The following is a 22,534-nucleotide window of genomic DNA, read 5'->3' as shown; positions in this document are numbered from 1 at the left end:
GCGAGATGGGTTGGCGCGCTCACCGCGCAGCGAAAGCCAGACACTGGGTGCCGTCCCGGCAGGCCCTGCCTGGTTGTAAGCCTAGATTCACTCCGGATTGGACCACGTGATATGCATCACCTTGGTCGCTCTTCACCCGTCCCGGTTCAGTTTTGTCGAACCATTTGAGATGCATGCCGCCCGAAAAATCGGGCCGCCCACCACTCTCAAATGCCCATAGAACTGGAAGCATTACACTAAAGCCGCAGCCAAAGCCAACCCGATAGGCGGCGCAGGGTTCCTATGCGCCGTTCCGAAAAGATTAGACTTTTCAATGCCTGGGCCGGAGTTGGGTTCCATTTTGGCTATTTTAGCGGCAGGCGGGACGGTCCGGATCGGCCCGATTCGCAGCAGTGCCCGATCGCTGCGGTCGCCCCGCGGCGGTATCGATCACCGGAAATGCACAGCAACAATCGCCCGCCGTAGTGGGCATCGTGCCGCATGATCGCGGCGTCCGGGCGCCGAGAGCCACGGTCCGACGCCATCGGAACGGGGCCCTAGATCAGATTCTTGTTTTGACGCGTTTTCTTCACGCGAACCGGCAGCCACTTCGCGCGAAAACGCTCTCGTGCCGCTACTGCACGTCGAGCGGCTCGGTGCCGGTCGGCTGGCCCGAGGCATCGGTGGTGATCTTGTCGACGCGGGCTTCGGCCTGGCGCAGCAATTCCTCGCACCGCCGCTTCAGCGCCTCGCCGCGCTCATAGATCGCGACCGATTCCTCAAGCGGGACCTTGCCGTCCTCGAGCCGCTTGACGATCGATTCGAGTTCCTCGATCGCGCGTTCAAAGGAGAGCTTCTTGACGTCGGCTTGAGTGTTTTCGGCCATTATATGTTCCCAGTGCGCCGATCAGACCGTGATCGGATCTTGTCGTCCAGCATGACCTGTCGCGGGCCATGCACGCCCCGGCGCAGAATCAATCGAATTTTTGCGGGCGTATTGTGGCGGGGATTCACGCGCCCATCAATGCGGTGACGTGAGATGCCACCGACTCTTTCAGGCCCTCGAGGTCGTAGCCGCCCTCCAGCACCGAGACGACGCGGCCGCCGGCGCTCTTCTCGGCGAGGTCCATCAGCTTGCGCGTGACCCAGCCGAAATCCTCGCCGGTCAGGTTGATCGAGGCCAAGGGATCGCGGTGATGCGCGTCGAAGCCCGCCGAGATGAGGATGAGTTCGGGGGAAAACTTCTCGAGCTGTGGCAGGATCAGGTTCTCGAAGGCGGAGCGGAATTTGGCGCCGCCGTCGCCGGGCGCCAGCGGCGCGTTGACGACGGTGTCGTGCTCGCCGCGCTCGCCTGCCGCGCCGGTGCCGGGGAACAGCGGCATCTGATGCGTCGAGCAGTACATCACGGTCGGATCGGCCCAGAAGATATCCTGCGTGCCGTTGCCGTGATGGACGTCGAAATCGATGATCGCGGCGCGCTTGATGCCGTATTTGCGCTGCGCGTGGCGCGCGGCGATCGCGACATTGTCGAAGAAGCAGAAGCCCATCGGCGTCGATTTCTCGGCGTGGTGCCCGGGCGGGCGCACCGCGACGAAGGCGTTCTGATGCTTGCCCTCCATGACAGCATCGGTCGCCGCCACCGCGCCGCCGACACCGCGCATCACGGCTTCCCAGGTGCCCGGCGACATCGAGGTGTCGCCGTCGATATAGATCATGCCGGAGGTCGGCGCGATGTGGCGCAGTTCGCCGACATAGTGTTCACCGTGACAGAGCAGCACCGTGTCGAGGTCGCCTTCCGGCGCGAGGTCGCGCACCAGCGCCTTGAAGCGGTCTTCGCCGAGCACCTCGGCAACCGCGCGCAGCCGGTCGGGGCGTTCGGGATGTCCGGGTGGGGTCAAATGGTCGAGGCAGGCGGGGTGCGTCAGAAGCAGTGTCATGCAAATTCCCGGCGCAATGGCGGCGCGTGCGAGGAGTACCCTAATCTAGGCCGTTAGCGGCCCCCCGGAAAGGCCTAGATTAAGGCAAGCTCTTTCCTCGTCATTGCGAGCGAAGCGAAGCAATCCGTTGTCAGCGCTCGGAAGCATGGATGGCTTCGTCGCTACGCTCCTCGCAACGACGGGGAAACAGGAGTGTTCCCTATGCGAAGCCTTACTCAGTTGATCCGCTCAATCCGCTTGCCCGCGGTTGGGCCGACCGGGCTGTTGGCCTTGAAGTAGGCATAGAGCGCATCGACGTCGTAGATCCCGAACTGCTGCGCCGTTCCTTGCTTGAACACCGTGAAGCCGTCGCCGCCCTCGGCGAGATAATTGTTCACGGTGACGCGGTAGCTCGCGGCCGGATCGATCGGCTTGCCGTCGAGCGACATCCGCGCGGCGATGATGCGCGCGCCGTCGCCCTTGCTCGCGTCCCACGCATAGGCAAAGTCCTTCGAGACCTGCAGGGCGCGCGGCCGTTTCGGGTCGGCCCATTGCTGCTCCAGCACGTCCTTGAGCTGCTTGCCGGTCAGCGTCATCGTCACCAATTGGTTGCGGAACGGCTGGCTGGCGAAGATGTCGGCATAGGTGACGGCACCGTCCTCGCGCTTGACGATGTCGGTGCGCACGCCGCCGGGGTTGGTGAAGGCGATCACCGCGCCGCCATTCGGCTCCGCAGCCGTCGCAGCGAGCTGCGCGTCGGCGACGATGTCGCCGAGCACGCTCTCGCCGGTCTCGGCCGGCGTGCGCGACAACGTTTCGGTGACCAAGCCGGCCGCGCGGTTGGCGATCGGCGCGGCGAGCCGGTCGTAGGATTCAAGGAGCGCGCTCTGCTCGGGGTCCTTGGCCGTGCCTGAAATCTTCACGATGGTGTTGTCGGCTTTGGCGCTGATCACGTCATGGGTCTTCGGATCGAGCTGAAGGTCGATCGCGGTGACCAGCGTGCCGTATTTGTCGCCTGAGGTGACGAGCCGTCCGTCGATCTCGCAGACATAGGCCTGGTGGGTGTGGCCGGAGATCACGACGTCGACCGCCTTATCGAACTTCTTGACGATGTCGACGATCGGCCCCGAGATGCCGGGGCATTCATTGTAGTCGCCGGTCGGAAAGCCGCCTTCGTGGATCAGCACCACGATCGCTTCGATGCCCTTCGCCTTCAATTCGGGGACCAGCGCGTTGACGGTGTCAGCCTCGTCGCGGAATTCGAAGCTGGCGACGCCGGCCGGCGAGACCAGGTTCGGGGTGTTCTTTAGTGTGAGCCCGATGAAGGCCACCGGCACGCCGTCGAATTCCTTGATCTCATAGGGCGGAAACACCGGCTTGCCGGTGGCCTTGTCGATCGTGGAGGCGGCGAGATAGCGGAATTTGGCCCCCGTGAATGGATGCGGCCCCTGGCATTTGTCGACCGGGTGGCAGCCGCCATTCTGCATCCGCAACAGCTCGTCCTTGCCCTCGTCGAATTCGTGATTGCCGACCGACGAGATCGCAAGTCCCATCATCGAGAGCGACTCGATGGTCGGCTCGTCGTGGAACATCGCCGACAGGAACGGGCTGGCGCCGATCAGGTCGCCGGCCGCGACGAAGACGTTGTTCCTGTGGCCTTCGCGCAGCTGCTTGACGACGGTCGCCACGCGCTCGGCGCCGCCGGCGGGCACCATGATCTTCCTGGTTGGATCGGCTGGATCGGTGATGCGGATGCCGCCCGGTGGCGGCCGCAGGTAACCGTGGAAATCGTTGATCGCGAGGATGCGCAGGCTCACTGGCGCGGCGCTCTGCGCCAGGCAGGGGTTCGCTGCGGCCAATCCGAGCGCACAGAGCGCGGCGAGGGGCGTAAGGCGGGGCTGTCTCATGACCTGTCCATGGCGTCCACGATCATGGAGCACACGATCATGGCGCGACGCCACAACAATTTTGCGACGCTTCGTTTCAATCCTTCGGACGTGCCATGAACGCCCTGAAGGCGGTGACCGCCTCCTTGGAGCGCATCCGTTCGCTGAACAGATGGTTCTCTTGCTCGATGCGACGGGTGACGTCCTCGGGCGGCAGCCGGATCAGGCGGCGCGAGATCGCCACCGCATCTGCCGGCAGCGCGCAGATCTCGCGCGCCACCTTGTGCGCCTCGACCTCGGCATGCCCGGGCGCCACCACGGTGTTGACGAACCCGGCGACGCGGGCGTCGTCGGCGGACATGGTGCGGCCCATCACCAGCATCGCGAAGGCGCGCTGATGGCCCATCGTGCGCGGCATCAGCAGGCTGGAGGCGCCTTCCGGTACCAGGCCGAAATTGGAGAACGGCGTCGAGAACAGCGCGGTCTTGCTCGCCAGCACGTAGTCGCAGTGAAACAGCATCGTGGTGCCGATGCCCATCGCGACGCCGTCGACGGCGGCGATGATCGGCTTCACGTTGTGGGCCAACGAATACAGGAACTTGACCAGGTCGGAAGCGGGCGGCGTCTCGCCGGTCGAGGTGCCTTGCTCGAGCAGATCCTCGATGTCGTTGCCCGCGGTGAACACGCCGGAGCCGCCGGTGATGATCAGGCAGCGGATCTTCGGATTGTTCTGCGCCTTGTCGATCGCATCGCTGATCGCGCGAAACATCTCCTGGGTGATCGCGTTCTTCTTCTCGGGCCTGCGCAGCCGGATCACCCGTGTGGCGACTTCGTCGGTGACTATGACATGCGCGGTCATCAAGCGGTCCCAAAGTATGCGATCCGAGCGTCGGCCGGCAGCGTCGCCGGCGGAGGTCGCGACCGCTATCCTACATGATCCAGTGCAGGTCCCAAGTGTTCTGGATCGCTTTTCCCCCTGGGCGAGCATGAGGCCGACGCAATGCAGTTAACCGGAATTTCGTGATTCCGGGGCGAGGGACGTTGGTCGTAGGCTGGATGGTGCCGGTGGGGGCGGTCGCGCCATAATGGCGCACATGCCCCGCCCGCAGCCGCCGTGGCGCTCCCGAGCAGTTTAGCCTCCCGCGAGAAACATTCCGCTCCCCGCGGCATTCCTCCTCAACTGACAGGCCGAGCCGACACGCCGTTGTCGTGGTTCCGCGTTCGGCTGACGACAGGAGAGTGGCGGCATGCAGATTTCCGGACGTTTGGAACTATCCCGGCGCCATCTGTTGATTGTTGGCGCCGCCTCGCTTGCGGCGTCGTCGATCGCAACGCCACAGCCTGCTGCCGCCCAATCTGCCCCGACCGGAGCGCCCGTGATGACGCGAATATCCTTTGACGTGAACGGCGAAACCCATCAGCTCGAGCTCGATACCAGGACCACGCTGCTCGATGCCCTGCGCGAGCATCTGCATCTGACCGGCACCAAGAAGGGCTGCGACCACGGCCAATGCGGTGCGTGCACGGTGATCGTCGACGGGCGGCGGATCAATTCATGCCTGACGCTTGCCGTGATGCATCAGGGCGACGAGATCACGACGATCGAGGGTCTCGGCACGCCGGACGGGCTGCATCCGTTGCAGGCGGCATTCGTGGAACACGACGGCTATCAGTGCGGCTATTGCACGCCGGGGCAGATATGCTCGGCGGTCGCCGTTCTTGCCGAGGTCAAGGCCGGCATCCCGAGTCATGTCACGGCAGACTTGAATGCGCCAGTGCGGCTGACCAATGCCGAACTCCGCGAGCGCATGAGCGGCAACATCTGCCGCTGCGGCGCCTATTCCAACATCGCCGAGGCGATCAGCGAGGTCGCCGGGAGGAGCGCATGAGAGCATTCAGCTATGAGCGTGCCACCTCGCCGGGCGCGGCGGCCACAGCCGCTGCTGGCACCGCCAACGCCAAATTCATTGCCGGCGGCACCAATCTGCTCGACCTGATGAAACTCGAGATCGAGACGCCGGCGCATCTGATCGACGTCAACGACCTTGCGCTCGACCGGATCGAGCAAACCGCGGATGGCGGTTTGCGGATCGGCGCCCTGGTGCGCAACACCGATCTGGCGGCGGATGCCCGCGTGCGGCGAGACTATGGCGTGCTGTCGCGCGCGCTGCTTGCCGGCGCCTCCGGCCAGTTGCGCAACAAGGCGACGACTGCCGGCAATCTGTTGCAGCGGACGCGCTGTCCTTATTTCTACGACACCAATCTGCCCTGCAACAAGCGCAAGCCCGGCAGCGGCTGCGCTGCGATCGGCGGCTTCAGCCGCCAGCACGCGGTGGTCGGTGCGAGCGAGGCCTGCATCGCGACCCATCCGAGCGACATGGCGGTGGCGATGCGCGCGCTCGACGCCGTGGTCGAGACCGTGCGGCCCGATGGCACCACGCGCAGCATCCCGATCGCCGAGCTGCATCGGCTGCCCGGCGACAACCCGGAGATCGAAACCGTCCTGCAGCCCGGCGAGTTGATCACCGCGGTGGCGCTGCCAAAGCCGGTCGGCGGCAAGCAGGCCTATCGCAAGGTGCGCGACCGTGCCTCCTATGCTTTTGCGCTGGTCTCGGTCGCCGCGATCGTGCAGCCGGACGGCACCGGCCGCGTCGCGCTCGGCGGTGTGGCGCACAAGCCGTGGCGGCTTGAGGCGGCGGAAGCAAAATTGCCTGATGGCGCCAAGGCCGTCACCGCGCGGCTCTTTGCCGATGCAAAGCCGACCAAGGACAATGCGTACAAGCTGCAACTCGCCGAGCGAACCTTGGCGGCGGTGCTGCGCGAGGCCAGGGCTTAAGAAGGGTTTGAGACCATGCGTTTTGAACATCCCGCGACCTTCAATCCGATCGACCAGCTCAAGGTGATCGGCCGTCCGACCAGCCGGATCGAAGGACCGTTGAAGACCACCGGCACTGCGCCCTACGCTTATGAGCGGCATGACGTCGTGCCGAACCAGGCCTATGGCTACGTTGTCGGCTCGGCGATCGGCAAAGGCCGGATTGCTGCAATCGATCTCGACGCTGCGAAGGCGGCACCCGGCGTGCTGGCCATCGTCACGTCGGAAAATGCCGGCAAGCTCGGCAAGGGGGAGCGCAATGCGGCGCCGCTGCTCGGCGGGCCTGAGATCGCTCATTACCACCAGGCCGTTGCCGTCGTCGTCGCCGGGACCTTCGAGCAGGCGCGTGCGGCCGCACAGCTGATCCGGATCGATTACGCCAAGGGCGACGGCAAATTCGATCTTGCCGCGGCCATCGACGCCGCCGGCACGCCGACGCCGTCATTCGGCGGCCCGGCCGATACCGCGGTCGGCGATTTCGCCGCCGCCTTCGCCGCGGCGCCGGTGCAACTCGACGCCAGCTACACTACGCCCGATCAAGGCCACGCGATGATGGAGCCGCATGCGTCGATTGCGGCCTGGGATGGCGACAAGCTCACGGTCTGGACCTCCAACCAGATGATCGCCTGGGGCGCGGAGGATATGGCCAAGACGCTTGGCATTCCGAAGGAGAACGTCCGCCTGATCTCGCCCTATATCGGCGGCGGCTTCGGCGGCAAGCTGTTCCTGCGCGCCGACGTGCTGCTCGCCGCGCTCGGCGCTCGCGCGGCCGGCCGCCCGGTCAAGGTCGCGCTGCAACGTCCGCTGATGTTCAACAACACCACGCATCGTCCGGCGACGATCCAGCGCATCCGCATCGGTGCCGAGCGCGATGGCAGGATCACCGCGATCGGGCACGAAAGCTGGTCCGGCAACGTCAAGGATGGCGAGCCCGAGATGGCGGTGAGCCAGACGCGGCTGCTTTACGCCGGCGCCAATCGGATGACGGCGACGCGGCTCGCCGCGCTCGATCTGCCCGAGGGCAACGCCATGCGCGCGCCCGGCGAGGCCTCCGGCATGATGGCGCTTGAGATCGCGATCGACGAACTCGCCGACAAGCTCGGCATCGACCCGGTCGTGCTGCGCATCAGCAACGACACCCAGGTCGACCCCGAGCATCCAGAGCGGCACTTCTCGCAGCGGCAACTGGTGCAGTGCTTGAGCGATGGCGCGGCGCGGTTCGGCTGGAACAAGCGCGACCCGAAGCCCGGCCAGGTCCGCGACGGGCGCTGGCTGGTCGGTATGGGCGTCGCCGCGGCGTTCCGCAACAATCTCGTGACCAAATCGGCCGCGCGCGTTCGTCTCGACCAGAAGGGCATCGTGACAGTCGAGACCGACATGACCGACATCGGCACCGGCTCCTACACCATCATCGCGCAGACCGCGGCCGAGATGATGGGCGTGCCGCTGGACAAGGTTGTGGTGCGGCTCGGCGATTCCGACTTTCCGGTGTCCTGTGGCTCCGGTGGGCAATGGGGCGGCAACAACTCCACCGCTGGCGTTTATGCCACCTGCGTCAAGCTGCGCGAGAGCATTGCGCAGAAGCTCGGCTTCAACTCCGAGGAAGCGGAATTCGCCGATGGCGTGGTCCGATCGGGTAATCGCAGCGCGCCGCTGGCGCAGGCAGCCGGCCAAGGCGATCTCGTGGCCGAGGACGCCATCGAATACGGCGACCTCGCCAAGACCTATCAGCAATCGACCTTCGGCGCGCATTTCGTCGAGGTCGGCGTCGATGCCGATACCGCGGAAATCCGCGTGCGGCGAATGCTTGCGGTCTGCGCGGCGGGCCGTATCCTCAATCCGAAGGCGGCGCGCAGCCAGGTGATAGGCGCGATGACGATGGGCGTCGGCGCCGCGCTGATGGAGGATCTGGTGGTCGACAAGCGGCACGGCCTGTTCATCACGCATGATCTCGCCGCCTATGAGGTGCCGGTGCATGCAGACATCCCGCATCAGGACATGATCTTCCTCGACGAGACCGATCCGATGTCGTCGCCGATGAAGGCCAAGGGCGTCGCCGAACTCGGCATCTGCGGCGTTGCCGCCGCGGTCGCCAACGCGGTCCATAACGCCACCGGCGTGCGGGTGCGCGACTACCCGATCACGCTCGACAAGCTGCTTGCAGGGATGCCGGCCTAACGTGCGATGAGATGAAGTAGAATCCTCATCGCGGTTTAGCTCTTTGTTAGAGCATGATCTTTTCGGAAAACCGCTTCGCACCTTTCCGGATCATGCTCTAGCCGCGCCCGACGAACGAACCGATGCCCCGGCCGATCGCGTCGCCGTGCTGAAGCAGTGCGCCGAGATGATCGCCGGGGACCGACATCGTATACAGGCCGTTCTCCGCGGCGAAGCGCTGCATCGGCGCATGCGGTCCGTCGTCCTGCCCGTTCCAGAGCAGCACCGGCACCCGCGAGGACAGCACGGCGTCCTTGGCGCCGTCGACCTGGCCGAGCGCATTGAAGCAGGCGCGCACGCCGTCCTCGAGATCGGGCGTCACCCATTCGGCGAGCTCCGGCACGGTGCGGCGGGCAAAGGTGATGAAGGCGCCGTAGGTCAGCGGGCCGGCATTGCCGCGCGGCAGCCCGGTGAGAAAATCCCAGCCACCGATCGAAAGCGACGCCAGCCGCGCGGGGAAGAACCGGGCGACGCCGACCGCAACCCAGCCGCCCATCGAATGTCCCACCACATGCGCCCGTTCGTCGCCGAGATCGTCGATCACGGCGACGATATCGCCGGCGCGCTGTGCCTGATTATAGAACGCCGGATCGGTAGGCTTGTCGCTCAGGCCATGTCCAAGCGAATCGACACAGGCGACACGGAAGCGATCGGCAAGCGCGTCGACCACGCCGCACTGCTTCCAGCTTGCGGCGTCGAGCAACAGGCCGTGCTGCAGCACGATCAGCGGCCCGGATCCCTCGACGGTGTAATGGATGCGCTGGCCCCGATGATTGGCGAAAGGCATTGATAGAGTTCCCCACGTTTCACCACAGGTGAGCGCGGAGGCGTCGGTATTCAAGGCCTTGTTCCGGATCGGGAACCGGTCCGCGCCGCCCGATCGCGTGCGGAATCCGGCGTTCAGCCGCCCCAGACGGTGGCTTCGCTCCAGCCGAGGTCCTTGAACTCGGCGGCCCGGAGCGGCGCCTCACCGGCGGCGAAGAATTCGTCGAGCTGCGGCGGCTTGACCGTGGTTTCGGAGAGCATGGCGTGGGCCTGACCCCGATGATGCATCTGGTGCTGAAACAGATGCATCAGCAGGCGGTCGCGCCGCTCGGTCTGCACCGAGGTGTCGCGATTGACCTTGACCATTTCATCGAGCCGTTCCGGCGTCAGCGCATCGCAGTGAGTGATCAGGCGCCGGTCGATCGCACCTTGCGCAGCTTGCAGCGCGTCGACCGACGGGTAGGGCACCTCATTCGCCCACGCCTTCGGCCCGAGCCAGCCGCCTTCCAGCGCGTCGATGTAGAACAGGTCGATGACGTAGATGTGGTTCAGCGTCGCCTGCAGGCTCGGGAAGAACCCGGTCCGCGCGGCGGCGAACTCCGCCTGGCCGAGACCGGCGCATGCCGTGAGCAGGCGATGGTTGGCCCAGGCGTTGTTGTGGGCAAAGGCGCGAAAGGTCTGAACGAGGCCTGCTTGCATATCGGTCCTCACTGATTGTTTCAGGCGGGCGCCGTGGCCAGCCGGCCGACCCGCGACAGCAACCGCTTCAGGATCGGGGATTTGTTGGCCTTGTGATAGGCGATCACGAGATCCAGCGTCGGCGCTTCGCCCTGCACCGGCCGCGTGGTGATGCTGTCGGGCAGATAGCGTGCGGTGTAGGCCGGCAGCAGCATCACACCATGCGTCGAGGTGATCATCGATATCGCATGCACGACATTATGCACCTCGTGCTCCGGCCTCGGATCGATGCCGGCGCGGTTGAAATAGTCCAGCACGACACGGCGCACCGCCGGGGCGGATTTGGACGGCAGATAGAAGGTGTCGCCGGCGATGTCTTCCGGCGCGACGGCCGATTGCGCAGCCAGCCGGTGGTTGCTCGGAAACACGAACACCAGCGGGTCGGTGCGCACGCGGCGGTACGCCAGATCCTCCATGTTGTCGTCGGCGCGCATGAACGCGGCATCGAGCTTGCGCCGCATCAGGGCCTTGGCGAGCAAGGGCGAGTAGTCGCTCGACAGGCGGATGTCGATGCCGGGAAATTCCTCGCGCAAGACGCGGGTCACCTCGGGCAGCAGATCGATTTCGGCGCCGGACAGGAAGCCGAGCGAGAAGATGGGCTTCGGCGGCTGGGCTGCGCGCAGCGCCGCTTCCTTGGCGGCCTCGGCCTGCAACAGCGCCATGCGGGCATGGTCGAGGAATGCCTTGCCGGCGGCGGTCAGCTCGATGCCCTGCGCGCCGCGATTCAGTAGCTGCACACCGACCTCCTCCTCGAGATCGCGGATCTGCCGGCTGAGCCAAGGCTGCGAGGTGTGGAGCTTCTGCTCGGCGGCAACCGTCAGGCTGCCGGCATCGGCCACGGCAACGAAGTAGCGCAGATGCCGCAGCTCCATCACAATCCCCATCACGGCCCGTCAAATGCGGCAGGCATGTCTCGCAGGCATGGGGCCAGCTTACAAAGTCTTTTTCAGGCCGGCCAGCGCCCTCTATAGCGAAGTGCAGTCCGATCGCGGGTTCTGCCTCACAGGCAGAGGATCCGCGGAGCCAAGCCGGAGCCTGGGCATGCGGATAAGCCTCGGAGCGTTGCTGTTGTCGCTGCTGGTTGTGACGGAGTTCGGCAGCGCCGCGGCGCAATCCGGCAATCAAACGAAGGCAAGCGCAATGGATACGGACGTCGCAGCGATCAAGCAGGCACTCGCCGGAAACTGGGAGAGCATCGCGCCCGAGATCCGGCCGAGCAAGAATCCGGACGGCTCGATCAAGCCGTTCTATCTCAAGCGCGCTTTCACCTATCAGTCCTCCGACCGGTTCGAGCTCGTGGTGGTCAACTCGGCCGATCCCTATGGCAAGGTGCCGCTGGCACGGATCAGGATCGTCGGGCACATGCAGTGGCAGGGCGCGCATCCGATCGCTCCGGGCGCGCAGAAGGTCGACTTCGTCGCCGACGAGGCCTACGAGGTCACGCCGCTGGCGCAGGGCTTTGTCGACGTCCTCAAAAAGGTCGCTTCCGCCGGCTACGCGCCGTGGGTGGTCGATGCGCCGCAGAGCATCTTCGGCAAGTCGTTCCTGCCGTTCGGCCTCAAGGAAGGGACGAACTTCATGGAGTACGACCTGGTCTATCTCAGGGGCGACCTGCTGTTCTGGGGCGCCCGCAATGTCGACGGCCGCGGCTTCGACACCGAGCAGAACCGGCCGACCAATCTGCAGATCCCGCTGCTGCGGAAGTGATCTCCCGGCAAGGAGTGTCGCCATGAGCACGTCGACCGAAGACCGTCGCGTCCGGATCGTGCTGAACGCGTTCGATACCCTGTTCAACAAGCGCGACTATGCCGCCGCCGAGCGGTTCTGGTCGCCGCGCTACATCCAGCACAGCGCGCATATCGCGCCCGGACGGGAAGGGCTGTTCGAGCTGGTCAAGGGCCTGCCCGCGACGCTGCGTTACGAGAACCACCTTGCCGCTGCGACCGGCGATTTCATCATTCTGCATGGCCGGTTCAGCGGCCACGGCCTGCCGGCGGCATGGGTCGTCGCCGATATCGTGCGCATGGAGGGCGACATCCTTGCCGAGCATTGGGATGTGATCCAGGATGAAGCGACACGCGCGCAGTCGAAGAGCGGGCTGCCGATGTTCGGCGATCGCTTCCCGGACTGAGCGGCTTCTCGGGCGCGCGCGGTAACCGAGGAGACCGGGCATGCAACTCGCGAAGAACGTGATCGACGTCGGCCTTTCCACCAATAATCTGGAGCCGATGCTGCGGTTCTGGCAGCGGGACGCAGGCGTTCGCTTCGACCACGTGTTGCCGGTCCGCCGCGGGCAGAAGCAGTACCGGCATGACGCGCAAGGTTCGGTCATCAAGCTCAACCATCACGTCGAGCCGTTGCCGGATGCGGCGCCGAGCGGCTATCGCGAGCTGATCATCGCGCGCGACGGCGTCGGGGCGCCGCAGCGCATGGCCGACCCCGACGGCAACAACGTCTGCCTGGTGGCGCCCGGACATGAGGGCATCACCCAGATCGGCGTCGTGATCGCGACGCGCGACCTCGCCGCGCATCGCAAATTCTACGGTGACATTCTCGGCTTCGCCGAGCAATCGTGGTCGAGTGGTCCGGCGTTTCGCCTCGGCGACAGCCTGATCCTGCTCAGGGAAGATCGCGCAGCGACCGTCGACCCGGTTCGCGGCGCGCGCGGCTGGCGCTACATCACGCTGCAGGTTGCCGACATCGACGCCGTGCACGATGAGCTGCGCGCGAAGGGGGTGCGCGAGGGCTTCGCGCCGGTGACGCTTGGTGAGGTCGCGCGGATCTCCATGATCCTCGATCCAGATGGCAACTGGATTGAACTGTCGCGCCGCGCATCGATCGTCGGCAGCCTGTCCGACCATTAGATGTCAATGCATCCTGACCTGGGCGGCGCGGCGGAACGAACCAGCTTCTTCCGCTGTTGGATGAAAGGGGCTTTCAAGAGAGGGAATCGCAATGACAAAGGCAATTGCAGTCGCAGCCGCATTGCTGCTTGGCACAGCCTCATTCGCTGTGGCGCAGACGTCGAAGAGCGGCGGCGGAACGGCGTCTCCGGGCGCTTCGCAGTCCAGCCCGGGCCATGAGATGCAAAATTCGAAGAGCCGCACCGGCCCCGGCGCATCGGAATACAGCCCCGGGGATCGCATGCACGACAAAGGCACGGTCGGCCGGGCAAAGGGCGCATCTGAATATGCGCCGGGCGACCGCATGAACGATAAGCGCAAATAGAGGATCAAGCCTGCATTGAAGTCGCCGGATTACCCGGCGACTTCACCGCTTGGTCGCAACTCCCGCTAGCTTCAGTGACGGTGTTTCCAGTTGCCCCGGCCGCGGTACCATCCGTAATGGTGACCGCGATTACCATGCCACCCGCCATGTCCGTGGCCGTGCCCATGACCGCCCTTCACCTGAATGACGGCTTCGTCCTGGGCTGCAATCGGCGCCATTCCCAACCTCGCGGACGCAGGGCTGACAAATGCCAAAATCAATAACGCCACCCCTGAAGTAATCCACTGAACATTTCTCACCGGGACATTCCTCCTGCGCGGAATTGCACGAACTCACAAGGCGAGCATAGCCCCGTTTGTTCCATCCGCCCGCCAAAATGTTCCGGATTTACGTCAAGACAACCCCGACGAGGTCGGCATCCCAGATTTCTGCCTGCCCGGTGCTGATGATATGATCTCGTGAACAGATACTCCCATTGATGATCGCTTTCATGCAGTCGATTTTCAGGCCGCAGCGGGTTCATCGATTTCCACGAGCGGCGATCGGCTCGGTCTGCCTTCTGCTGTTCGTCCGCTTGGCAAGCGCCCAACTTGCCGGCAGTCAAGCGATAGCGCCGGCCGCACAAGACGCAGGGTCGTCGCAAACGGAGACATCTCGTCCGAGTACGATTACCGGAGAGAGCAACGGTCAGGCCGATCGGTCGGCACCGGACCAGCAATCCTCATTCGCGCCGTCTCCGACGCCAACACCATCGCCTCCGAAGCTCGACGGGCCGCAGCAATACTGCAAGGCGCTGGAGCAGGCTGCATTGGAGAACGGCCTGCCGCCGGATTTCTTCGTCCGGCTGATCTGGCAGGAAAGCAATTTCGATCCCGGTTCGGTCAGTCCGGCCGGCGCCCAGGGGATCGCGCAATTCATGCCTGGCACCGCGCGCTGGCGTGGTCTGGCAGACCCGTTCGAGCCATTGCCTGCCTTGCAGGAATCCGCGCGTTGGCTGCGTGAGCTGCGCGCGCAGTTCGGCAATCTTGGCCTTGCGGCGGCTGCCTATAATGGCGGCCCGCGGCGCGTCCAGGATTGGTCGGCCGGACGGGGCAACCTGCCGGGCGAAACACGCGCCTATGTCAGGATCATCACCGGCAAGTCCGCCGAGGAATGGGCAAGGGGTTCGGTAGAGGATCGAGTCCACACGGATGCTGCCATGGCTTGCGGCGACGTCGTGCGCGGCATGCTCGTCAGGGCGCTGCCTGCGGCCCCAAGAGAGTCCGTGACAATCGCGCAGGCGTGGGGGCCTTGGGGACTTCAACTGGCCGGCGGTCCATCACAATCGAGGGTGCTCGCCGATTACCAGCAGCTGCAGAAGCGGTTTGCATCGGTGCTCGGCGATCGCGCGCCGCTCGTGTTGAGATCGCATATGGCCGGTCCAGGCTCGGCCACCTGGTATCTGCTCCGGGTCGCCGAGACGACGCGTGAGCGGGCCAACCAGCTCTGCGCGCGGCTGGAAGCAATCGGCGGGCGCTGCCTCGTGTTTCGAAATTAGCTGGTGTGTGCGCGCTGCTCATTGCGAAGTCGCGCGGAGTTCCATGCCCTCGATCCCCGACCGCGCAAAGTTCCATCAACGTCGATCGGTTGGATGACCGACCCTGCTGAACTTGCCCTCGCGGGAAAAGTGTGTATGCTTGCGGCGTTCGATTTGCCGTTGTGCCTTGTTGAATGGTCAAAGCGGCCCTTTTCCAAAGAACATCGTCGGTTGAAGGATGACGCGGAGCTCAGCGCGAATAGACGTGCGTCCGCTTTGGAGAAGAGAAATGCCTACAGGTACTGTGAAGTGGTTCAACGGCCAGAAGGGTTTTGGTTTCATTCAGCCTGACGACGGCAGCAAGGATGTGTTCGTTCACATCAGCGCGGTCGAGCGGGCCGGACTTGGCGGTCTCGCCGAAGGCCAGAAGCTGTCGTTCGAGCTCAAGACCGACAAGATGCGTGGCAAGACCAGCGCCGAAGATCTTCGGCTGGCCTGAGCCGACCTGTCATTCCACGGATGTACTGGAATGACAGTTGCGGCCCGCTCGATCCCGTGACGGGTTGGGCGGGTTTCGCTGCGCTTGAAAGGCTCAATTCGCTGATGGCCAAGACGACGGAAGAACTTTCTGCTGAGCGTCTGGCCAAAGTCGAGCGCCGACGGCTTGCCGCCGAAGCAGGTGCGCAGGCGATCGCTGAGATCGAGCGCGATGCGATCGCCGTGCGCAAGAACATGGAGCGGCTGCGGGCTCTCCGCAAGATACGCGATGCCGAGGCGGCCGCACAGGCCGGCCCGGCACCCTCGGCGCCGACTGCCAGGAGAACCAGGCGGATCAAGCGCATTGTGCGCTAGGTTGCGCACTCACGCACACCCTCGATCGCGTCGCTGAGGCGGTCCTGTTTCTCGACCGCCACGCTACGACCGCTAACGGGAATGAGGGACAATGCGGTCATGTCTCTGTGGGCGGCTCGCGCCGCCTCCACATTGAACCTCGCCGCCACCATTTCGCAATCCCGGCAGGAACGATCGAGAGCCGGGCCATCTTATGATGAAGATGGAGCGCTATTATTTCGATCTGCGTGATGGCTGCGGCTTGGCGATCGACGAGGAAGGTCTGGAGATGCCCAACCTCGCGGCGGTTCAAGAAGAGGCTGTGCGCGCCTTGGCCCGATTTGATTCGCGATTCCGTTCCCGCCCACGATCTCGATCAGGTTGCAATCGAAATCCGGGACGGCAACGGGCGCATCCTTGAGGTCGGCATCGCGTGGCGCATTCGTCGGTCGAATGGCTAATCGCGCGCTCGCTCACCGCGAGACATAGATCTCAGAATTGGCAATTGCACCTTGCACAGCTGAGATAAGTGCATAGCTACATTGAATCGACTGGCCTTGCGCCTTGTAGATCGGTCCGGCCGGACCGTTTTCCAAAGACATCGTCGGATGACGGCGGACGCGTGCTTGTTGCACTGCGGCTGAAGCTTCCGTCATGTCTTTGATCGGCTGCCGTTTCACGGATGTACCGGAACGGCAGTGCGGCCCGCTCTGTCGGTGATGGAACGGGCTCTCGTATTGCTCATTCAACGTGCGTTGTAGCGCGAGAGAGGTGATCCGTTGCAGGTTCTTGTCAGGGACAACAACATCGACCAGGCGCTGCGTGTTCTGAAGAAGCGGCTACAGCGCGAAGGCGTATTCAGGGAAATGAAGCGCCGCCGTTCGTTCGAAAAGCCTTCGGAAAAAAGGATTCGAGAGAAGGCCGAGGCGGTGCGGCGAGCGCGCAAGCTTGCCCGCAAGCAAGCGATCCGCGAAGGGTTGATTGCAGCTCCGGCGAGGAAGCCCAAATTCCCGACATCGAAACCGTCGGCGCCGGGGCAATCGACGGCGCGAACAAGTGGCTCGCCGGAGCGTTAGTCCGTACCGCAATCCTGTTGAAGGGAGCATGCAAGATGACGCGGCGACCTTATCGAGGCAATCGATGCCTCCAGGAACGCATCTCCGACGAAGCCTGTCGCCGGCGCGCCGACGACGGGGATGTTTCATCGAAGCGCGAGCAGCGACGGCAACGCGCGCAGAGCCTGGCCGGCACGGCCGTCAACGCGATGGCGGATCGATCGGCGAGTCTCACTGACCGGGATGCCCGCAAGCGAGATCTGCTGGACGGTCCCAGGGAATTTCGTTCGCTTCGCCGGGACCGCTGACCAGCGGTCGCGCGATGGCGTATGGCCGGCCCCGGCTCGGCCACCCGGTATCCGGCCCAGGGTTGCCAAGATCACGCGCGAGCGGGCCGACCAGCGCTCGCGCGGCTGGACCGATCATGTCGCGAGAATGCGAGGGTATGACCCATCGGCCGCGCCACATATTCAGTGTCGTCCCTGCTTCAGTGTCGTCCCTGCGAAATTCAGTGTCGTCCCTGCGAAAGCAGGGACCCATAACCACGAATAGTTATTGTTGGGCATCGCCGGAACGACGAGTCCCGTTCACAACACAAGCCGCGGAGTATGGGCCCTTGCTTTCGCAGGGACGACGATCGGAATGTAGGCCGTGCCACAAATTCGGTGTCGTCCTGGCGAAGGCCAGGACCCATTACCCCGAATCTCAATTGTTGCGCGACGGGCCGTCATCGCGTTCGTCACCGCATGCGGTGGTTATGGTCCCGGCTCCTGTGCGCAATTGCGCACTAGGCGGGGACGACAGCCGCGACGAGGACAGCGGAGCGCATCTTACCCCGCCAGCACTGCGTCCGCGCCGGTCACCGCCTCGGCGCTCTCGGTCACGGTCTTCTCCAGCGACGGCGCCTGCACCGAGATATTCTCGGCGAAGAAGCGCGCCAGTGCGACGTAGCGCTGCGGCTCGGCCTCGCCGTTCGCCTTGGCGGCCAAGGCCTCGCCGGCCAGCATGCAGCCGCCAAGCGTGGCGCCGAACAGCCGCAGATAGGGCGTCGCGCCGGCGAGCGCCTCATTCGGTGCGGAGGCCAGCCGTTCGAGCAGCCATTTGCTGGCGCGCTCAAGCGCGGCGTGGGCGTCGCGGAGCTTGACGCCGGTGGTGCCGAACGCCGGGTCGTTGGAGGTCTCGACCTGCTTGATGGTGGCAGCGAGTTCGTCGAGCAGCGCCCACACCGAAGCGCCGCCATTGGCGCCGAGCTTGCGGGTGACGAGGTCGATCGACTGGATGCCGTTGGTGCCTTCATAGATCGAGGTGATGCGGGCATCACGGTAATGCTGTGCGGCGCCGGTCTCCTCGATGAAGCCCATGCCACCATGGACCTGAACGCCGAGATAGGCGACTTCGTTGCCGATGTCGGTGGAGAAGGCCTTGGCGATCGGGGTCAGCAGCGCGCCGCGCGCGGCCGCATCGGCGCGGACCTTGGCGTCCTTGGCGCGCACCGAGACGTCGAGCGCGACGGCTGTGGCGTAGCAGATCGTGCGCGCCGCCGCCGTCATGCTGCGCATCTGCATCAGCATGCGCTTGACGTCGGGATGCACAATGATCGGGTCCATCCCGTCGCCCTTGTGGCCGATCGCCTTTCCTTGGCGGCGCTCCTGCGCATAGGCCAGCGCCTGCTGATAGGCGCGGTCGGCAATGCCGACGCCTTCGAGGCCGACGCCGAGGCGGGCCTGGTTCATCATCGTGAACATGCAGCGCATGCCCGCGTTTTCCTCGCCGATCAGAAAGCCGATCGCGCCGCCCTTGTCGCCCATCGTCATGGTGCAGGTCGGCGAAGCGTGCATGCCGAGCTTGTGCTCGACGCCGGAAGCATGGATGTCGTTGCGCGCGCCGAGCGAGCCGTTGGCATTGACCAGGAACTTCGGAACCAGGAACAGCGAGATTCCCTTGGTGCCGGCGGGCGCATCGGGCAATCGTGCGAGCACGAAATGCACGATGTTGTCGGTCATGTCGTGCTCGCCATAGGTGATGAAGATCTTGGTGCCCTTGAGGCGGTAGGTGCCGTCACCTGCGCGTTCGGCGCGGGTGCGCAGCGCGCCGACGTCGGAGCCGGCATTGGGCTCGGTGAGCTGCATGGTGCCGGTCCATTCGCCGGTGACGAGCTTCTCGAGATAGATTCTCTTCAGCTCTTCGCTGCCATGCGCATCGAGCGCCTCGATCGCGGACAGCGTCAGCAGCGGGCAGAGGCCGAAGGCGACGTTCGATGCGCTCCAGATCTCGGTGCAGGCGGCGTTGATTGCGAGCGGCAGGCCCTGGCCGCCGAACGCTTCCGGTCCCGACACCGCGTTCCATCCGGCGGCGGTCCAGCGCTGATAGGCGTCGGGCCAGCCGGGCGCGGTCGTCACCTTGCCGTTGTCGAGCTTGATGCCGTGCTCGTCGCCGACCGTGTTCAGCGGCGCCAGCACGTCGGAGGCGAACTTGCCGGCTTCCTCCAGCACCGCAGCGGTGATGTCGCCGTCGAAATCGCCGTAGTGGCCGGCCTCGACGGCGGCAGCGAGCCCCGCACCATGATTGAGGGACAGCAGGATATCGTTGATCGGCGCACGGTAGGTCATGGCGTTACTCCCGACGAGGCGTTTGCCGGTTGTCATCCCATGAAACCGGCGGCCTCTCAACTGTCCGAGCGGTCATCGCGCGGTCTGTTTCGGCCACCGTGGCGTCCCCTGTTATTATAATGTCACCTTCATCATCCTGCGGCTTTCGTGCCTTTTCGATCGCCGCCCTGTTGAAATGGCGGGACTCACCCTATAGACCGGCGTGGCCTTCAATCGGCACGTTGGGGCGTAGCCAAGCGGTAAGGCAGCGGATTTTGATTCCGCCATTCGGAGGTTCGATCCCTCCCGCCCCAGCCATCTTAACGCTTTGATTATAAGGCGGATTTTGATGGTTCTTGTTCTGTGTTCTGAACGCCGTCCGCGGTCGCATTCTGAACGTCTGTTGCCATTTGGTTCGCAAGCAAGTGCGCATGCCGCTTGCGAGTCGCGGACAGCATGCGGGCTTCGGTCCGTTTGGCGTACCCGGCATAGCTCTCCCGGGTACGGTGCGCGGACAGGGCGCGACCCTGTCCCTCAGTCAGTTCCGCCTCCTCGAGCTCGGTCATCCCGCCGTGTCGGCAGGCGTCCAGGGTGAACTCCTTGGGCAGCCCGATGTCCTTCCTCATCCGCTGGACGATCTTTGCATGCCAGAGAACGAGTAGGGCTTCGAGACGGACTTTTGCTCTTCTTCCAAATCCCGACGGCGCCTGGGGACAATCTCCCGAAGGATCATCGGAACGCCACGGCGGGCCAGCTTAGCCAATACCCCCTCAGCCTCCTCGTAGAACTTGACGACCTCACCGGTGGCCAACCGCTCCTCCAGGGGATGGTCGATCACGGCACCGGTCTTGTGGTGTTCAATCCGAATGGTCGGCTTGGGCCCGGTTCGGTACCCGCTCCATTTGATATGGCCGGCAATGACGTTTTCCGGGCGCTGCAGCCACTCGAAACAGATGACCGCCGCTGCGGCACATTCAGGCTCGCCGCGCTCCACGCAACCGTGCGCGAACGCGTAGACCTGCTCGCGCGTGACGGCGTGCTTCACAAGTTTGACCCGGGTCGCCATGGTGACGCCCAACCAGGGATTAGGAACGTCCTTTGGAAAGTCGGCAGGGTGCAGGCGGTGAACGACACGCCATGCCTTTCGGCAGAGCACGACAAGCTTCTCGGCGGTTCTGAGCCGGTTGCCCTTCCCACCCTTGACGAACGTGTCATACAACTTGTCGGCGCTTAGTGGCGTCACTGATTTGATCGGCCGGCCGCCGACGCGATCACCGCGCTTGGTCAGCGTGTCGCAGATCTCGCGCATGTTCCATTCGTAGTTTCGGCGCGGGCGCGGCTTGACCTTCTCCAGGTATGCTCGGCTCTGTCGATACTCCCTGAAGAGCCAGTCGATCGTACCGATCCCCGGCACTGTCTCGCTCGAGACCGGAAGCCCCTTGCGGACATCCATCTATTCATCGAACAGGCCGTTCAACGTTTCGGCCCGGCCGCCTTCCCCGCATGCCTTGGCATAGTCAGCGCCCAAAGGCTCATTCGGCACGGGGCAGCCCATTTTCCGATAGCGTGTCGGGACATTGTAGTAGAACGCCGTCCGACTGCTCGCCAGCACCTTCGTGATAACGTGACGAGGTAGTTTCACGCTCACAAATCCTCGGCGAGGTCGCCGGGTATGAGGTCCGGGGCTATCGCCCGGTCCAGATCGTCTCTCAACCACAGCTGGCGTTTTCCTTCCTTGATCCGTGGCTGAGGATACTCGATGCCGACTCGTTTGAGAAATGCGTCGACTGTAGTCTCACCGCAATATCCTGCTGCAATTGCAGCTGGCATACGGCGCGGCCATGAACCGGTCGGAATGATGACAGAGCGTCGCATTGTAATGACTCAAAACACCAGCATTGGAGTCAGCTGCCGATCGGCGACGTCAGGTGCCTGACCACTGCAGGTTACGCGGACGTGTTGGTTCGAGCGGGACCGTTGGTCGCCATCGAACACCGCGAGCGCGGCTTGTTCAACTACAAGCCAGGCAAAGTTGCCGCATCTGCCGCCCAAGTCGGACTGCTTGCGTCATCTCGATAAGACTGGTCGCAGTTACGTCAAGTCGATCATTTTCGCGTTATCGCATCGCTGACATATCGAAATTGCCTTGTGCAACGTTGCGCGCGCCCTGTGCCATTTGCGGGTCACAACGCCCTGGATGGTAGTATTGAAGGGCAGATGCATTTCGACTTGCGCTCTTGGCCGTTGTTTCCACGATTGTCGTAACTCCTTGGCCTTGAACTGGCGCATCGCGCCGATCTCCGAGGAGAGCCGTCCCAGCTGCAAGGGTCTGTGCTTCGTCTACTCAGTGGGACGATTCCATGCTTGGGGCGCACGACCTATGGCAGCCGTCGCGCCGTCCGAAACCCTCGCACGCTTCCTTTTTTCCCTGCCGGCAAACCGGCTCCTCGCGGCCGCTTCGCTGCAAAAAAGGCGCGAGCTCGGGTGCGCCGCTGTGCTTCGCCCCAAGGGTTCGGCTGCGTTCCAGCCGCCATGACGGTCTCGCAATCGCAGGAGATCGACCCTGCGGCAGCGAAGGAGACAGACCATGACTGCAATCGGATTCGTTACCCGCACGGACAGCGGCGGCTTCAGGGGCGAGCTCAAGACCTTGTCCATCCGTGCCCACATCGACATCGTCCCCAACCGCGGCAAGTCGGCCGACACCCAGCCAGATTTCCGCATCATCGCCCAGGGAGTCGAGATCGGAGCCGGTTGGATCCGGCGCGGCGAGAGCAGCGGCAAGGACTACGTCAGCCTGTCACTCGCGGCACCTGAACTTGGGTCCCGCAAGCTCTACGCCAACCTTGGCCGAGCCGTCGGTTTGGGCGATGACAACGGGTTCTTCCTGATCTGGAATCCGGGAGACTAGCTGTCGGTCCTGGGCTCCCGCACCTCACG

The 22,534-nt window shown here is 64.3% G+C and carries 22 protein-coding genes and 1 tRNA gene; 13 read left to right on the top strand and 10 right to left on the bottom strand.

What is annotated here, in order from left to right; genetic code table 11:
• Positions 1–613 precede the first annotated feature (613 nt).
• The 4 genes from XH92_RS33485 to XH92_RS33470 form a co-directional block, all read right to left on the bottom strand.
• A complete protein-coding gene (locus XH92_RS33485; RefSeq protein ID WP_028334494.1) occupies positions 614–865 on the bottom strand; it encodes an exodeoxyribonuclease VII small subunit in 252 nt (83 codons plus the stop codon).
• A gap of 124 nt (positions 866–989) precedes the next feature.
• Complete coding sequence (locus XH92_RS33480; RefSeq protein WP_194455950.1) at positions 990–1,916, bottom strand: histone deacetylase family protein; 927 nt, start codon at positions 1,914–1,916, stop codon at positions 990–992.
• A 215-nt stretch (positions 1,917–2,131) separates the two neighbouring features.
• Positions 2,132–3,802, bottom strand: coding sequence for a bifunctional UDP-sugar hydrolase/5'-nucleotidase (locus XH92_RS33475; RefSeq protein WP_194455949.1), 1,671 nt, complete (start codon positions 3,800–3,802; stop codon positions 2,132–2,134).
• 76 nt (positions 3,803–3,878) lie between these two features.
• The gene (locus XH92_RS33470) at positions 3,879–4,640 is read right to left on the bottom strand and encodes a crotonase/enoyl-CoA hydratase family protein (protein ID WP_194455948.1); all 762 of its coding nucleotides are present in this window, start codon (positions 4,638–4,640) and stop codon (positions 3,879–3,881) included.
• A 388-nt stretch (positions 4,641–5,028) separates the two neighbouring features.
• Between XH92_RS33470 and paoA the strand changes: the two genes are divergently transcribed.
• Genes paoA through paoC form a run of 3 tightly spaced genes read left to right on the top strand, consistent with a single transcriptional unit; the run spans position 5,029 to position 8,834 of the window.
• Positions 5,029–5,670, top strand: coding sequence for an aldehyde dehydrogenase iron-sulfur subunit PaoA (gene paoA, locus XH92_RS33465; RefSeq protein ID WP_194455947.1), 642 nt, complete (start codon positions 5,029–5,031; stop codon positions 5,668–5,670).
• On the top strand, positions 5,667–6,617 hold the full coding sequence (locus XH92_RS33460; protein WP_194455946.1) for a xanthine dehydrogenase family protein subunit M: 951 nt from the start codon (positions 5,667–5,669) through the stop codon (positions 6,615–6,617). Before paoA ends, XH92_RS33460 begins: the two co-directional genes overlap by 4 nt.
• A 15-nt stretch (positions 6,618–6,632) precedes the next feature.
• Positions 6,633–8,834, top strand: a complete 2,202-nt coding sequence (gene paoC / locus XH92_RS33455; RefSeq protein WP_194455945.1) for an aldehyde oxidoreductase molybdenum-binding subunit PaoC — start codon at positions 6,633–6,635, stop codon at positions 8,832–8,834.
• A gap of 97 nt (positions 8,835–8,931) precedes the next feature.
• Here the strand turns inward: paoC and XH92_RS33450 are convergent, their stop codons facing one another.
• The 3 genes from XH92_RS33450 to XH92_RS33440 all read right to left on the bottom strand — a co-directional run bounded on the left by XH92_RS33450 (position 8,932) and on the right by XH92_RS33440 (position 11,248).
• Positions 8,932–9,660: an alpha/beta fold hydrolase gene (locus XH92_RS33450; RefSeq protein WP_194455944.1), complete on the bottom strand. Its 729-nt coding sequence runs from the start codon at positions 9,658–9,660 to the stop codon at positions 8,932–8,934.
• A gap of 113 nt (positions 9,661–9,773) precedes the next feature.
• Positions 9,774–10,337, bottom strand: coding sequence for a DinB family protein (locus tag XH92_RS33445; RefSeq protein WP_194455943.1), 564 nt, complete (start codon positions 10,335–10,337; stop codon positions 9,774–9,776).
• Between the two features lie 20 nt (positions 10,338–10,357).
• Entirely contained in the window at positions 10,358–11,248 is an 891-nt protein-coding gene (locus XH92_RS33440; RefSeq protein ID WP_194455942.1) for a LysR substrate-binding domain-containing protein, read from the bottom strand.
• Between the two features lie 169 nt (positions 11,249–11,417).
• Here XH92_RS33440 and XH92_RS33435 point away from each other — a divergent pair, with 169 nt between their 5' ends.
• The 8 genes from XH92_RS33435 to rpsU all read left to right on the top strand — a co-directional run bounded on the left by XH92_RS33435 (position 11,418) and on the right by rpsU (position 17,027).
• Positions 11,418–12,083: a hypothetical protein gene (locus XH92_RS33435; RefSeq protein ID WP_210345494.1), complete on the top strand. Its 666-nt coding sequence runs from the start codon at positions 11,418–11,420 to the stop codon at positions 12,081–12,083.
• A gap of 22 nt (positions 12,084–12,105) precedes the next feature.
• Positions 12,106–12,507: a nuclear transport factor 2 family protein gene (locus XH92_RS33430; protein ID WP_194455941.1), complete on the top strand. Its 402-nt coding sequence runs from the start codon at positions 12,106–12,108 to the stop codon at positions 12,505–12,507.
• Between the two features lie 40 nt (positions 12,508–12,547).
• Positions 12,548–13,240, top strand: a complete 693-nt coding sequence (locus XH92_RS33425; protein WP_194455940.1) for a VOC family protein — start codon at positions 12,548–12,550, stop codon at positions 13,238–13,240.
• Between the two features lie 1,172 nt (positions 13,241–14,412).
• The gene (locus XH92_RS33420; RefSeq protein WP_194455939.1) at positions 14,413–15,141 is read left to right on the top strand and encodes a lytic transglycosylase domain-containing protein; all 729 of its coding nucleotides are present in this window, start codon (positions 14,413–14,415) and stop codon (positions 15,139–15,141) included.
• Between the two features lie 268 nt (positions 15,142–15,409).
• The gene (locus tag XH92_RS33415) at positions 15,410–15,619 is read left to right on the top strand and encodes a cold-shock protein (protein ID WP_194455938.1); all 210 of its coding nucleotides are present in this window, start codon (positions 15,410–15,412) and stop codon (positions 15,617–15,619) included.
• 20 nt (positions 15,620–15,639) lie between these two features.
• A complete protein-coding gene (locus XH92_RS33410; RefSeq protein WP_371817849.1) occupies positions 15,640–15,972 on the top strand; it encodes a hypothetical protein in 333 nt (110 codons plus the stop codon).
• Between the two features lie 193 nt (positions 15,973–16,165).
• Entirely contained in the window at positions 16,166–16,372 is a 207-nt protein-coding gene (locus XH92_RS43970; RefSeq protein ID WP_371817848.1) for a hypothetical protein, read from the top strand.
• A gap of 358 nt (positions 16,373–16,730) precedes the next feature.
• Complete coding sequence (rpsU, locus tag XH92_RS33405) at positions 16,731–17,027, top strand: 30S ribosomal protein S21 (RefSeq protein ID WP_194455937.1); 297 nt, start codon at positions 16,731–16,733, stop codon at positions 17,025–17,027.
• An 809-nt stretch (positions 17,028–17,836) separates the two neighbouring features.
• On the opposite strand, the gene XH92_RS33400 is transcribed toward rpsU, so the two are convergent.
• Positions 17,837–19,615: an acyl-CoA dehydrogenase gene (locus XH92_RS33400; protein ID WP_194455936.1), complete on the bottom strand. Its 1,779-nt coding sequence runs from the start codon at positions 19,613–19,615 to the stop codon at positions 17,837–17,839.
• Positions 19,616–19,837: 222 nt separating this feature from the next.
• Here XH92_RS33400 and XH92_RS33395 point away from each other — a divergent pair.
• Positions 19,838–19,912, top strand: a tRNA-Gln gene (locus XH92_RS33395).
• 14 nt (positions 19,913–19,926) lie between these two features.
• On the opposite strand, the gene XH92_RS33390 is transcribed toward XH92_RS33395, so the two are convergent.
• Positions 19,927–20,220 carry a hypothetical protein gene (locus XH92_RS33390; protein ID WP_194455935.1) on the bottom strand — a complete coding sequence of 98 codons (294 nt, stop codon included), beginning with the start codon at positions 20,218–20,220 and terminating at the stop codon, positions 19,927–19,929.
• Entirely contained in the window at positions 20,217–21,047 is an 831-nt protein-coding gene (locus XH92_RS33385) for a hypothetical protein (protein ID WP_194455934.1), read from the bottom strand. The genes XH92_RS33390 and XH92_RS33385 overlap by 4 nt, the downstream gene beginning before the upstream one ends.
• Positions 21,048–22,181: 1,134 nt before the next feature.
• Here XH92_RS33385 and XH92_RS33380 point away from each other — a divergent pair.
• Positions 22,182–22,505 (top strand): DUF736 family protein, encoded by a 324-nt coding sequence (locus XH92_RS33380; RefSeq protein WP_194455933.1) that lies wholly within the window; start codon positions 22,182–22,184, stop codon positions 22,503–22,505.
• The last annotated feature ends 29 nt before the right edge of the window (positions 22,506–22,534 follow it).

This window comes from Bradyrhizobium sp. CCBAU 53421, assembly GCF_015291625.1.
In the GTDB taxonomy this organism is placed as follows: Bacteria; Pseudomonadota; Alphaproteobacteria; order Rhizobiales; family Xanthobacteraceae; genus Bradyrhizobium.
This window is presented reverse-complemented; position numbering and strand designations above follow the sequence as displayed.

Coding starts and splice junctions, on each gene's coding strand:
- XH92_RS33485 (WP_028334494.1), bottom strand. CDS start 865: ATGGCCGAAAACACTCAAGCCGACGTCAAGAAGCTCTCCTTTGAACGC.
- XH92_RS33480 (WP_194455950.1), bottom strand. CDS start 1,916: ATGACACTGCTTCTGACGCACCCCGCCTGCCTCGACCATTTGACCCCA.
- XH92_RS33475 (WP_194455949.1), bottom strand. CDS start 3,802: ATGAGACAGCCCCGCCTTACGCCCCTCGCCGCGCTCTGTGCGCTCGGA.
- XH92_RS33470 (WP_194455948.1), bottom strand. CDS start 4,640: ATGACCGCGCATGTCATAGTCACCGACGAAGTCGCCACACGGGTGATC.
- paoA (WP_194455947.1), top strand. CDS start 5,029: ATGCAGATTTCCGGACGTTTGGAACTATCCCGGCGCCATCTGTTGATT.
- XH92_RS33460 (WP_194455946.1), top strand. CDS start 5,667: ATGAGAGCATTCAGCTATGAGCGTGCCACCTCGCCGGGCGCGGCGGCC.
- paoC (WP_194455945.1), top strand. CDS start 6,633: ATGCGTTTTGAACATCCCGCGACCTTCAATCCGATCGACCAGCTCAAG.
- XH92_RS33450 (WP_194455944.1), bottom strand. CDS start 9,660: ATGCCTTTCGCCAATCATCGGGGCCAGCGCATCCATTACACCGTCGAG.
- XH92_RS33445 (WP_194455943.1), bottom strand. CDS start 10,337: ATGCAAGCAGGCCTCGTTCAGACCTTTCGCGCCTTTGCCCACAACAAC.
- XH92_RS33440 (WP_194455942.1), bottom strand. CDS start 11,248: ATGGAGCTGCGGCATCTGCGCTACTTCGTTGCCGTGGCCGATGCCGGC.
- XH92_RS33435 (WP_210345494.1), top strand. CDS start 11,418: ATGCGGATAAGCCTCGGAGCGTTGCTGTTGTCGCTGCTGGTTGTGACG.
- XH92_RS33430 (WP_194455941.1), top strand. CDS start 12,106: ATGAGCACGTCGACCGAAGACCGTCGCGTCCGGATCGTGCTGAACGCG.
- XH92_RS33425 (WP_194455940.1), top strand. CDS start 12,548: ATGCAACTCGCGAAGAACGTGATCGACGTCGGCCTTTCCACCAATAAT.
- XH92_RS33415 (WP_194455938.1), top strand. CDS start 15,410: ATGCCTACAGGTACTGTGAAGTGGTTCAACGGCCAGAAGGGTTTTGGT.
- XH92_RS33410 (WP_371817849.1), top strand. CDS start 15,640: ATGTACTGGAATGACAGTTGCGGCCCGCTCGATCCCGTGACGGGTTGG.
- XH92_RS43970 (WP_371817848.1), top strand. CDS start 16,166: ATGATGAAGATGGAGCGCTATTATTTCGATCTGCGTGATGGCTGCGGC.
- XH92_RS33400 (WP_194455936.1), bottom strand. CDS start 19,615: ATGACCTACCGTGCGCCGATCAACGATATCCTGCTGTCCCTCAATCAT.
- XH92_RS33390 (WP_194455935.1), bottom strand. CDS start 20,220: ATGAGGAAGGACATCGGGCTGCCCAAGGAGTTCACCCTGGACGCCTGC.
- XH92_RS33385 (WP_194455934.1), bottom strand. CDS start 21,047: ATGGATGTCCGCAAGGGGCTTCCGGTCTCGAGCGAGACAGTGCCGGGG.
- XH92_RS33380 (WP_194455933.1), top strand. CDS start 22,182: ATGACTGCAATCGGATTCGTTACCCGCACGGACAGCGGCGGCTTCAGG.